The organism is Dysosmobacter sp. Marseille-Q4140, assembly GCA_018228705.1.
Lineage (GTDB): Bacteria > Bacillota > Clostridia > Oscillospirales > Oscillospiraceae > Oscillibacter.
In genome coordinates, this window is the sequence record CP073694.1 from 2,689,893 (window position 1) to 2,702,312 (window position 12,420).

The following is a 12,420-nucleotide window of genomic DNA, read 5'->3' on the forward strand; positions in this document are numbered from 1 at the left end:
GATATCTGTCATACTCCAGAGACTGGAAAGGAAAAGTGAAGCCCGACTGGCATCAACTTGCAAAAAGGCGGGATATTCATAAAAAAAGACTTGAAAAATGACGGCAAGTGGGATATGATATGCAAGTGTCAATAGAACCCGGCAAAATATGAAAAGGGAAAGAGGAACCATGATGAAGAAGTATTTATCTTTGCTGCTGGCCGTCCTCATGACGGCTTCTCTGCTGGCCGGCTGCGGCGGCGATACCGCCAGCGACGATACCGCTGCTGATGACACCGCTTCCGCCGAGACCGGCGATACCGCCGCTTCCACCGGCTCCGGCGTGGAGCTGAAGTTCACCACCGGCGGCGACCAGGGCACCTATTATGGCTTCGGCACCGTGCTGGCCCAGTATGTCACCAGCAACACCGGCTCCAAGGTCACTGCTGTGGTCTCCAACGGCTCTCAGGACAACATTGAGCAGATGGACCTGAACACCGCCCAGCTGGGCTTCGTCCAGTCCGACGTCATGAGCTACGCCTATAACGGCGAGCGCCTGTTCGAGGGTATGGCTGTGGAGAACTTCTCCACCGTGGCCGCTCTGTATATGGAGCAGGTCCAGATCGTCACCTGCGATCCCTCCATCCAGTCTGTGGCTGACCTGAAGGGCAAGAACGTATCCATCGGCGCCTCCGGCTCCGGCGTGTACTACAACGCTCTGGACGTGCTGGCCGCCTATGGCCTGACTGAGCAGGACATCAACCCCACCTTCCAGGACTTCGGCAACAGCGTGGACGCCCTGCAGGACGGCAAGATCGACGCCGCCTTTGTGGTGGCCGGCGCTCCCACCGTGGCCGTGACCTCCCTGGCCACCGCCAAGGACGTGTATCTGGTCAGCCTGGACGATGAGCACATCGAGGCTCTGAAGGCCGAGTGCCCCTACTATGAGAAGTACGTGATCCCCGAGGGGACCTATGAGGGTGTGGCCGAGACCACCACTGTGGCCGTGGGCGCCGTGGTCATCGCCCGGGACGACGTGGCTGAGGACGATGTGTACAACTTCGTCTCCGCCATCTTCGAGAACGCCGACTCCCTGGCCCACGACAAGGCCGGCGAGCTGGATCTGGAGTTTGCCTCCTCCGTCACCGCCGTGCCCTATCATCCCGGCGCCGCCAAGTACTTCGCCGAGAAGGGCATCGAAGCTCCCACCAAGTAAGGGGCAGCTGAATCTGTACCATCCGGAAACTACGGCGGAGGATCTCCGCCGTAGTTTCCGCGGTATAAAGGGCTGTTAAGGCCCTGACAAGAGATGTTCAAGATATTCCAAAGTGAGGGGGAGCCCCCATGGGCCTATTCAAGAAAAAAGCGACTCAGGAGCCGGTGCTGCCGGTAAATGAGGTACACGACGATTCCACCGGCACCGCCGCCGACGTGGAAGCCGTCATGAAAAAATACGACCGGGAGTCCAACACCCGGGTGTGGGAGGGCGCGCCCAAGGTTGCGATCAGCATTCTGATGGCTGCGTTCTCTCTGTACTGCATCATCGACACGGTCTTTCTCACCACCCTGACGGAAATCCGTCTGCCGGTGTTTGTGGGACTGGTGCTGCTGCTGGGCTTTTTGACCTTTCCCGCCCGGAAGGGCGACGACCGGGTCAACCACCTGCCCTGGTATGATGTGCTGCTGATCGTCTGCGGTTCCGGCGCCTACTTCTTCTATGCCGCCAACGCCATGACAGTCATCCAGCTGTCCAGCCGCATCATGAAGGAACCCCTGTACATGGTGATCGGCTTCATCGGCATCATTGCCCTGATTGAGCTGTGCCGCCGCTGTGTGGGCATTCCCATTTTGTGCGTGGCCGGCGTGCTGCTGGTGTATACCTTCGTCAACCTCATGGGCACCCGGGCGCTGACGGCGGATCAGCTGGCGCTGACGCTGTCCCAGGTGATCCGCACCATGTTCTATACCACCAACGGCATCTTCGGCGGACCCATCAGCGTGTGCGCCAAGTTCATCGTGGTGTTCATCATCTTCGGCGCGTTCCTGGAGCGCACCGGCATCGCCAACTTCTTCATCAGTCTGGCCAACGCCGTGGCCGGCGCCGCCCCCGGCGGCCCCGCCAAGGTGGCCGTTATCTCCTCCGCCCTGTGCGGCATGGTGTCCGGCTCCTCCGTGGGCAACACCGTCACCACCGGTTCCGTTACCATTCCCATGATGAAAAAGACCGGCTACAAGGGTGAGTTCGCCGGCGCAGTGGAGGCCGCCGCCTCCACCGGCGGCCAGATCATGCCGCCCATTATGGGCGCCGCCGCCTTCCTGATGGCGGAGTTCACCGGTGAGCCTTACAGTCAGATCGCTGTCCGGGCCATCCTGCCCGCCGTACTGTACTTTACCGGCATTTACATCGCCGTCCATCTGGAGGCTAAAAAGCTGGGCCTTCAGGGCATTCCACGGGATCAGCTGCCCAGGCTTGGGCACCTGATGAAGCGCATCTACCTGCTCTTCCCCCTGGTGCTGCTGGTGGCTCTGGTCTCCACCAACACCTACACCATGGCTTACTCTGCCGCCCTGGCCATCGTAGCCACCATCGTGGTGAGCCTGCCCGACATCATTTTGGACGGTATCCATGCCGGCGGCGCGCGCCGCTCCGGCCTGGACCTTGGCCGCATGGTATTCGGCGCCCTGGAAGGCGGCGCCAAGGGCTCCATCACCGTGGCCGTGGCCTGCGGCATGGCCGGCGTCATCTCCGGCTGCATCACGGTGACGGGCCTGGCCTCCAAGCTGCTCAGCGCCATCGTCTCTGTGGCCGGCGGCCATATGATGATCGCCCTGGTGCTGACTATGCTGTGCTGCATCGTGCTGGGTATGGGCGTGCCCACCACCGCCAACTACTGCATCATGGCGGCCACCTGCGCCCCCATCCTGATGGACCCCTCCATCGGCGTGACCATGATGGCGGCCCACTTCTTCGTGTTCTACTTCGGCATCGTGGCGGACATCACCCCGCCCGTGGCCCTGGCGGCCTATGCCGGCAGCGCCATCGCCAAGGCCGATCCCATGAAGACCGGCGTCAACGCCACCAAGCTGGCCATCGCCGCCTTCATCGTGCCCTACATCTTTGCCCTCAGTCCCCAGATGCTCTTTATTGATGTCGACAGCGCCTTCCAGGTGGTCCAGATCTGCATCAGCGCGCTGCTGGGTATCTTCGGCGTGGCTGCCGCCCTCAGCGGCTTCCTCTACCGGCACATCCCCATGCTGCTGCGGGTGGTCATCGCCGCCGGCGGACTGTGCATGCTGGTCCCCGGTACCTGGAGCGATATTGTGGGCTTCCTGCTGGTGGCGGGTGTGGTGCTGTATCAGCGCTTCTCCGCCCGGCGCCTGACTGCGGCCTGAGTGGCTGCTCCCCCTGTGCCGCTGAAAGAGGCCGCTTCCCGAACAGGAGGCGGCCTCCTTTTTACTTGCGTAATTTTATAATTTGTGACAGCTGTTTTTGCCGCTTTTGGCCGGATCTGATCGTTTTTTGCGCTTCTGAGACGGGGATTGCAGGCGGCCGTCATTTGTAACTGTTTTGTTGTTGCTTTGCAGCGCTTAGTGTACTAGTATGAGCAATACAGTTACTATGTGAAATCACGTTTCGACGAAAAGGAGAACGAGTCATGGCTGAAGTCAAGGACCTGGAACAGCTGCCGGAGACTGCACCGGAGCAGGCACAGGAGGCTCCCCAGACCCCGGCGGTGCCGCTGAAGGAGCGGTGGCGGGCGATGCCCCGGAAAAAACGCCGCCGGATCATCCGGTGGACCGCGATCTTGCTGGTGCTGGCCATTCTGGCGGCGATCTTGCTCAAGGTGTTCGGCGGAAAGGGCGGCGACGCCCAGGTAGTGACCGATGTGGTCCAGTACGGCTCCATTACCTCCGTGGTGGAAAACAGCGGCCTCACCAAGGCCAAGAGCAGCGAGACCATCACCCTGACCACCACCGGTACGGTAATGGACGTGCTGGTGGCGGAGGGCGAGAAGGTCACCGCCGGCACGCCGCTGTTCGTGGTGGAATCCCCGGCGGCGGAGACTGCTGTCCAGAAGGCCCGCAGCAATGTGGAGGGCTATGAAAAGCAGCTTGCCCAGGCCCAGAAGGACCTGGCCGGTCTGAATTTCAGCGCCCCCTTTGCCGGAAAGATCATGCTGAAGGATGAGCACCCGGATCTGCAGGTGGGCGATGAGGTGGCCAAGGGTGCCGCCGTGGCGGAGCTCAACGACGATACCAGGCTGCGCCTGGAGCAGTATTACAGCTATGCCTATGCCGGAGACCTGTATGTGGGTCAGTCGGTGAATGTGTCCATCCCGGCGCTGATGACCTCCATCCCCGGCACCGTGGAGGCGGTCCACATGGTCAGCCGCATCACGCCGGAGGGCTCCAAGCTGTTCTCTGCGGAGATCGTGGTGAACAACGAGGGCTCCCTGACGGCTGAGATGGCGGCCTCCGCCACCGTCACTGTGGGCGGCGAGACCGTGTATCCCTATGAGCCGGGCAAGCTGGAGTACTACCGCTCCACCACCCTGACCACCACCGTGGGCGGCACCGTGCTGGCCAACAACCTGGTGAACTACCTCCAGGTCTCCGCCGGTCAGGTGCTGCTGCAGATTGACGCGCAGCAGAGCGAGAGTGAGCTGTTCACCATCCAGCAGAACCTGGAGACCGCCAAGGCGGATCTGGAGGCGGCAGAGAAGAACCTGGCCAACTGCAAGGCCACCGCCCCCATTGACGGTATGGTGATCGGACTGACCATGCAGCCCGGCGACGAGATCGCCGCCAACACCGCCGTGGTCACCATTTCCGATACCTCCGCTATCCTGGTCAGCGCCAACGTGGATGAGCGGAACATCAGTTACATCAAGCCCGGCATGCCGGTGGAGCTGGACCAGTGGGGCACCCCGGCCTTCGGTACGGTGGAGACCGTCAGCCTGTCCTCCACGGTCAACAACGGCGTGGCTACCTATCCCATCACCATCTCTGTGGACAACAGCGAGGGGACCATCCAGGTCAACAGCTACATCAATTTCAAGATCACAGCCAGCGAGAACGACAACTGCCTGGTGCTGCCGCTCCAGTGTGTCCGAAAGATCTCCCAGGAGGACGGGACCACCGTGGATGTGGTGTTCGTCAAGGGGAGCCGGCCGGAAAACGCCATCGAGACGCCTATGCTGGAAGAGGAGATTCCCAGCGGCTTCTGGGCGGTGCCGGTGGAGATCGGCATCTCCGACAACAGCAATGTGGAGATCAAGTCCGGCGTGGAGGAAGGGACCGAGGTCTTTACCCAGATCCAGTCCATCCAGGCCTATGGTTGATGCCATGGAGAAACATCTGATCGAACTGCGGGACGTCTATAAGATCTACGGCGAGGGCCTGGAGAGCGAGGTCCGCGCTTTGGACGGCGTTTCCCTGACCATTGACCGGGGGGAGTTCGTGGCCATCGTGGGCCAGTCCGGCTCCGGCAAGTCCACCATGATGAACGTGCTGGGCTGCCTGGACGTCCCCACCCGGGGTGACTACCTTCTGGACGGTACCGACGTCCGGGAACTGACGGACAAGGAGCTCTCCCATATCCGCAACAAGCAGATCGGCTTCATCTTCCAGCAGTATAATCTGATTCAGGATCTGACGGTGCTGGAGAATGTGGAGCTGCCGCTGATCTACCAGGGGATCCGGGTGGACGACCGGTACGACCTGGCTACAGAGGCCCTGGCCCGCGTGGGACTGGCAGGCCGGATGAAGCACCGGCCCACGGAGATGTCCGGCGGCCAGCAGCAGCGAGTGGCCATTGCCCGGGCCATTGCCGCCAAGCCCCCCATCATCATGGCCGACGAGCCCACCGGCGCGTTGGATTCCCGCACAGGCCATGAAGTGCTGGAATTCCTCCAGCAGCTCAACCGGGAGGGGACCACGGTGATCCTCATTACCCATGACAACGGCATTGCCGCCACCGCCCGCCGCTGCGTGCGGCTTCAGGACGGGAAGGTGGTGGAGGACCGGCAGCAGGAGGTGGACTGGTTTTGAATATCCGACAGGCCATGAAAATGGCGTGGAAGTCCATCTGGGGCAAGAAAGGCCGGTCCTTTCTGACCATGCTGGGCATCATCATCGGCATCGCGGCGGTCATGACCATTGTTTCCGCCATCAACGGCTACACCACCAAGACCATGGAGCAGTATGCCGCCATGGGCAGCAACAAGCTGACGGTCTATATCTGGAACTATCTCTATGATGAGAAGGGCAACAGCCTGGGCAAGGATTACTTCCCGGCCCTGTATGACTATTGCAGTACCATCAAGGAGTATGTGGTGGGCGTGACGCCCCAGGCAAACTGCGAAGCCACGGTGGTGTACGGCACCAAGAGCTCTGCCAATATGCAGTACAATTACGATGACAAGGGCAACCCCATAGGCGATTTTCCCCCCAGCATCTACTATGTCAGTGATCAGTACAGCATCTGCAACAATCTGACGGTCACCAAGGGGCGGGACCTGAGCATGCTGGATTGCCAGCGCTATAACCAGGTCTGTGTCCTGGGCGCCACGGCGGCCAAGGCGTTTTTTGACGGCGTGGATCCCGTGGGCAAGGAAATGCAGTTCAACGGGCAGAGCTTTGAGGTCATCGGCGTCTATGGCAGCCGTGTGGGCAAGGACAATCCCAACGGCCAGAACATGGACAATTTCATCCTTGTGCCCTATACCGCCCGGCGGGTCCTGGGCGGCGCGGCTCCGGAGCAGTTCATCGTCAAAGCCCGGGACAGCGCCTCCTTGATCGAGGCCAGTACCCGGATCGGCGGCTTTCTGAAGGGCCTGGTGGATCCCGCCAGCGGCGGCTTCAACGTGGACAAGGAGAACTCCTGGCAGGACTACCAGAACCAGCAGATGGGCATGATCTCCATGATCCTGGGCGGCATCGCCGCCATCAGCCTGCTGGTGGGCGGCATCGGCATCATGAACATCATGCTGGTCACTGTCACCGAGCGGACCCGGGAGATCGGCATTCGCCGGGCCATCGGCGCCGAGCGGGTCTCCATCATCACCCAGTTCCTGATCGAGGCGGCTATGCTCTGCGGCATCGGCGGTGTTTTCGGTATCCTGGTGGGCACCGGCGGCAGTCTGCTGGTGGGTCGGCTGATGTTTAAGATGACCATTTTCCCGGCAGTGTGGATCACGCTCTGCGCGTTTACGCTGTCGCTGGCGCTGGGAATTCTGTTTGGCATTTATCCGGCCGTCAAGGCATCCAAACTTCAGCCGGTGGAAGCCCTGCGGGCGGAATGAGAGGGAGATCAACATGAAAAAACGACTTGTGACTTGTTTGCTGGCGATCTGCATGGTCCTGTCGCTGCTGCCGGTGTCCGCCGGCGCGGCGGCAAAGGACACCGTCACCTTTTCGGATGTGGGGGACCGGAATACCGCCGTGGCGGTGGAGTCCCTGCGCCTGCTGGGCGTGCTGGACGGCTATGGAGACGGCACCTTCCGGCCCGGCACCATCCTGACCCGGGCCCAGTTCTGCAAAATGGCGGTCTACGCCATGAACGGCTCTGAGGAGCTGGGGCGCTACCGCACCGTCACGGTGTTCCCGGATGTGAAGCCCTCCCACTGGGCCGCCGCCTACATCAACATGGCGGCCAAGGGCAAGGGGATCATCTCCGGCTATGTGGACGGCCAGTTCCACCCGGACCGCACCGTCACTGTGGGCCATGCGGTGACCATCCTGCTGCGGATGCTGGGCTACAAGGATGAAAACATCGGCGGCGTCTGGCCCGACAGCTATATGGCGGAGGCTGCCGTCATCGGACTGACCGACGGCGTGGGCACCGACGCCAATGCCGGTCTCACCCGCGGTCAGGCGGCCCGGCTGTTTTTGAACCTGCTCCGGGCAGATATGCGGGAGGGCGGCTCCTATGTCACCGCCGGCATGAAGTGCGCGGTGGTGGAGAACGCCATGCTGGTCTCCTCCCGGGCCACCGGGGCGGACGGCCGGGAGAACGCGCTGCAGCTGGCCAACGGCACGGTATATCCCATGGCCAGCGGCAAGACCTCCAACGGCATGCTGGACGGCTCCAAGGGCACCCTGGTGCTCAACGACCAGGGCCAGGCCATGACCTTTGTGCCTGACAGCGTGGGCTCTCAGAAGACCATCACCCTGGCTTCCGCCAAGGCAACGGAGATCACCGATACCTTCGGTGTCACCTATCCCGTCAGCGGCGACGTGTCCGCCTACTACCAGGGTTCTCAGCAGTCCTGGAGCGGTGTGTACGCCTGGCTGAATCCCGGCACCTCCCTGACGCTGTACCTCAACACCGCCGGCAAGGTGGAATACGTGTTTGTGGGCGGCGGCACCAGTTCCAGCGCGGCCATCATCGTCTATGAAAAGGGTTCCACCAAGGGCTTTGACTCCCTGGCGGGCACCACCACGTACAAGATCTTCAAAAACGGCATGGAAGTGACGGCGGGCGATATGCGGCCTTACGATGTGGCCACCTATTCCAGCAGTACCAACTCCATCCGGGTGTGCGATACCAGGATCACGGCCTATTACCGCAGCTGCTATCCCAACGCTCAGGAGCCCACCACCATCACGATCTTCGAGGATACGGAGCTGAAGGTGCTGCCCACCGCCAGAGAGACCCTGTCCGACTTCAAGCCCGGTGACCAGATCACCGTGCTGCTGACCGAGGACAATCAGGTGGCCGGCGCGGTCAAGGCCGGCAGCGGCAACGTCCAGGGCAACGCCGTGGGTATCGCCAAGACCGTCTCCTCCGGCTCCGCTGAGGTGAATCTCCTGTGCGGCCTCACTGTCAAGGGCACCTCCAGCCTCACCGGCACTGACGCTGAGCGTCTGTCCGGCCAGATGGTCCGTGTGTCCTCCGGCGCCAAGGGCGTGCTGAATCTGACGCAGCTGACCGGCGGCGTCAGCGGCGGACTGGATGTGGCGGCCCGGAAGCTGGGCAGCAAGGATCTGGCGGACAACGTCATGATCTTTGAAAACGCCCCCGAGGGCATGCGCAGCGTCAGCCTGTCCGATCTGAACATCGGCACCATCCCGGCGTCCGACATCGGCTATGCCCGCACCAACTGGAGAGGCGACGTGGATCTGATCATTCTGGGCTCCGCCGTGGGCAGCACGTATATCTACGGTATCGCCAAGTATGAGCGGGGAGACCTGATCTCCGGCGCTGACGGCAGCTATTACGCTCCCGGCAAGCTGACGATCCTCCAGGGCAACGGCAAGAGCTTCGGTCCCATCGAGACCGGCTATGTGGTCACTACCGGCGAGTGCATCGGCATCACTGTGACCGGCACCGGCTCCAACCAGCACATTGCCAGCCTGGTCCGGCTAACGGCGCTCAAAGACGTTCCCAACAGCGCCTGGAGCGGCTCCGGCGCGGTGACGGTGGGCGGCCGGACGTATACCGTGCCCTCCGATGTGCTGTGCTACAATGTCCGCACCCAGGATTGGATGACGCTGAGTCAGGCCCACGCCTACGCCGCCTCCTCGGATCTCTACGTCCACAACGGCGCGGTCCGGATCATCCAGGTGCGCTGAGCGCGATTGACCCCGCAGGAAAAGACAAGAACACGGGAAGCCCGCCGCAATCTGCGGCGGGCTTCCTGTATTTTGTGATTCACCATCTCAGACGGTAGACCCGGCCGGATCCGGTGTCCTCTGCTGTGACGATGTCCTCCGCCAGCAGGGAGCGGAGACAGTCGGCGGCAATGGAGGGCTCCAGGCCCAGGCGGTCTGCGATCTCCCCGGCGGAGGCGGATACCTGTTCCGTCAGAAGATCGATGACGGCGTCGCTGCGCAGCCGGCGCACGGCGGGATGGCTGTCCCGGCGGGCGGCGGCCTCCGCCCCAGTGGGCGGTGCCATGTCCAGTTCCAGCGTGGTCCGTTCCGGGTCCAGTTCCTCCCGGATCCGGGGCGCCGGCCAGCCCTGACGGCGCCAGACGGCATAGATGCCGGGGATACCGCCGCCGTCCCCGCGCCCAAGGCTCACCAGCTGGAAAAGCCGAACCAGTCCCAGATTCCGGGGATCGGATACGCCGCCGCTGCGGGCCGCGTCCACGTCGATGCAAAAGGCACCGGGGTTGGTCAGACGAATGCTCCGCGGTTCCCGGCGGACCAGGATACCGCCCGTACCCCGATAGTCGGCGTTGACCAGGCAGTTGGCCAGCGCTTCCCCCACGGCATCGGCCACAGCGGGATCCGCGTCCCAGGTCAGAGCCCGGCGGACCCGGAGATAGAAGTCAAAAACATTGCCGCTCCAGTCCCCGGCGGAGGAGACCAGGGCCATGGCTTCTCCCTCTTTGGGGCAGTCCCGGTAGTCCAGCCGGTAACGGGGGAAAACGGCAGTGATGGCCTCCGCCCGGCCAAACATCAAAAGACCTGCCGCCGTGGGGCGGAGGACGCCGCTTTCATCGGCGGCCGCGGCGCCCAGGCGGGTCAGCAGCGCTGCCCGGTCCAGGTCCCGCCAGCCCTGGTCGGGCCGCTCCCGTTCCAGCCGCAGCCGGTAGCGCCGCAGTGTCCCGGCGTCCAGGGCCTCCAGATCCGCCCCGTCCAGAGGCCGGGTGTCGGCGGACCGGACCGCCGCCGCCTCCAGCATCCGCCGGACCTCCTCCCGGGAGCAGCGGTAGTCGCCGTCGCCCCGGCGGCGGTAGGTGCCGGTCATGGGGTCGCCGCCCACATATACCGGCCGGTCGTATCGCCGGGCCCGGGGGATCTCGATGGCCACGATGCGCCTGCCCTCCACCTCCACCACGCTGACGCTGCGTTCGGAGAGAATGTTGACGCTGACCCGGCGGGGGTCATTGAGGATCTCCCGGAACTCCCGGATCAGCCACTGGGGATCCGGCAGGTCCACCGGCCGCAGGGAGTGGTCCGGCAGCTCCTCCACTCCCAGCAGAAGGATGCCGCCCAGAGTGTTGGCGAAGGCAGAGTAGGTCTCCCACAGGCTCTCCGGCAGCCCGCCGGTGGATAGCTTGGCTTCGATGCGGTTGTTTTCCCGGTATCGCTGGATGTTGTGCAGGTCGATCATCCGCCGTCCCTCCCGGTGTGCTTTGTTGGTTTCATTATAGTGACGGCGGAGATAAAACACAACGAAAACTTCCCAGGGAAAAAGGACGCCTGTCGGGCGTCCTTTTTCCGGTGTCCGGGCGGTTCAGCAGCGGTTGAAGAGGTACTGCCAGCTGTCCCGCCGCCAGCGGCAGCAGTCCCGGCGGCAGAAGATCTCCACGTTGCCGCCGGGCGGCAGTACCACCCGCAGCGTCACGCGGCTGCCGCAGCTCCGACGCAGCGTCAGGACGTAGTCCCCCGGTGCCAGGAAACCGAAGAGGATCTCTCCCTGACAAAGCGGCGACCGGGCCCAGCAGCTGCAGCCGCTGCCGGGCTGCAGGACCGCGGTGTCTCCGGGCCGGAAATCCTTCAGGAGCAGGCGGATGCCGCACCGGCGGCATCCGCCCTCCAGGCACAGGGGAACGTCCGCCTCGCCTCCGTCGCAGAGGCAGAAGCGGCGGACTGCCTGGATGCCCCGGTCGGGTCTTACTGCTCCAGCTTGGCCTTGACCAGATATTCCCCGCCGGTGACGCCGCCGAACAGGTACTTTCCCGCGTCGTTGGTCTTGGTGGTGGCAATCAGCAGCTCCTGGGACACGCCCGCCACCGTCACCACCTGGTACAAACCCACGAAGCATCCGGCCACCGCCGCGCCGGTGTTGTCCCGGATCATGCCGCTGACAGTGCCGTTGTAGGTGCGGCTGTCCACGGTCATGGACATGGTGACGTTGGCGATAGAGCCGCCTGCGATGACGGCGGTCATGGTGGAGGCGGCCACATAGCCCTCTGCGCTGGAGAGCAGGGTGTAGACCCCGCCGGCCAGGTCATAGAAGGCGAACTCGCCGTCAGCGGCGGAATAGGTGACGGCCAGAGTGGTGCCCAGGGCGTCCTGCAAGGTGATCTTGCCGCCGGACAGAGGGGTGGAGGTGCCCTGGAGAGGGTCCTCCACCGTCAGCACGCCGGCGATGGTGCCCAGAGACAATGAGGCGTCTGCCGTACAGGTCAGGTTGACCTGAGTGGTGACGCCGGCGGTGAGGGTGACCCCTGCCGCGTCGCTGAGCAGGTATCCGTCCTTTACGGCTCCCAGGCTGTACGTGCCGGCGGGGATGCCGGAGAGGGTATAGGCGCCGGAGGCGTCGGTCATGGTGTGCTGATAGGGCAGGCCCGCGCTGTCGAACAGCTTGACAGTGGCGTCAGCCACGGGGACGGCGCCGTCGGTGACCACGCCGTATACCGTGGCCAGGGAGGCGGCGGCAGGGGGCAGCTCCAGGTCCACGTTGACCTCCTGCATTCCCTGGATGTCAAAATTCTGGCTGTACTGCAAGCTCAGCAGGTCCTGTTTGATATCGGCCATGAGAAT

General features: G+C 63.2%; 8 protein-coding genes. 6 read left to right on the forward strand and 2 right to left on the reverse strand.

From position 1 onward, the window contains the following. The first annotated feature begins 172 nt into the window (after positions 1–172). From KFE19_13255 to KFE19_13280, 6 genes are all read left to right on the forward strand, one after another. Positions 173–1,195 (forward strand): TAXI family TRAP transporter solute-binding subunit, encoded by a 1,023-nt coding sequence (locus KFE19_13255; protein QUO37342.1) that lies wholly within the window; start codon positions 173–175, stop codon positions 1,193–1,195. A gap of 128 nt (positions 1,196–1,323) precedes the next feature. After that, on the forward strand, positions 1,324–3,372 hold the full coding sequence (locus KFE19_13260; GenBank protein QUO37343.1) for a TRAP transporter permease: 2,049 nt from the start codon (positions 1,324–1,326) through the stop codon (positions 3,370–3,372). A gap of 263 nt (positions 3,373–3,635) precedes the next feature. Then, entirely contained in the window at positions 3,636–5,321 is a 1,686-nt protein-coding gene (locus tag KFE19_13265) for an HlyD family efflux transporter periplasmic adaptor subunit (GenBank protein QUO37344.1), read from the forward strand. A gap of 16 nt (positions 5,322–5,337) precedes the next feature. Then, positions 5,338–6,030: an ABC transporter ATP-binding protein gene (locus KFE19_13270; GenBank protein QUO39632.1), complete on the forward strand. Its 693-nt coding sequence runs from the start codon at positions 5,338–5,340 to the stop codon at positions 6,028–6,030. Beyond that, positions 6,027–7,283 carry an ABC transporter permease gene (locus KFE19_13275; protein ID QUO37345.1) on the forward strand — a complete coding sequence of 419 codons (1,257 nt, stop codon included), beginning with the start codon at positions 6,027–6,029 and terminating at the stop codon, positions 7,281–7,283. Before KFE19_13270 ends, KFE19_13275 begins: the two co-directional genes overlap by 4 nt. 13 nt (positions 7,284–7,296) lie before the next feature. After that, positions 7,297–9,555 (forward strand): S-layer homology domain-containing protein, encoded by a 2,259-nt coding sequence (locus KFE19_13280; GenBank protein QUO37346.1) that lies wholly within the window; start codon positions 7,297–7,299, stop codon positions 9,553–9,555. A gap of 79 nt (positions 9,556–9,634) precedes the next feature. On the opposite strand, the gene KFE19_13285 is transcribed toward KFE19_13280, so the two are convergent. Together KFE19_13285 and KFE19_13290 are read right to left on the reverse strand one after the other, a co-directional pair. Then, on the reverse strand, positions 9,635–11,044 hold the full coding sequence (locus tag KFE19_13285) for a putative DNA binding domain-containing protein (GenBank protein QUO37347.1): 1,410 nt from the start codon (positions 11,042–11,044) through the stop codon (positions 9,635–9,637). 503 nt (positions 11,045–11,547) lie between these two features. Next, on the reverse strand, positions 11,548–12,414 hold the full coding sequence (locus KFE19_13290; GenBank protein QUO37348.1) for a carboxypeptidase regulatory-like domain-containing protein: 867 nt from the start codon (positions 12,412–12,414) through the stop codon (positions 11,548–11,550). Positions 12,415–12,420: the final 6 nt, after the last annotated feature.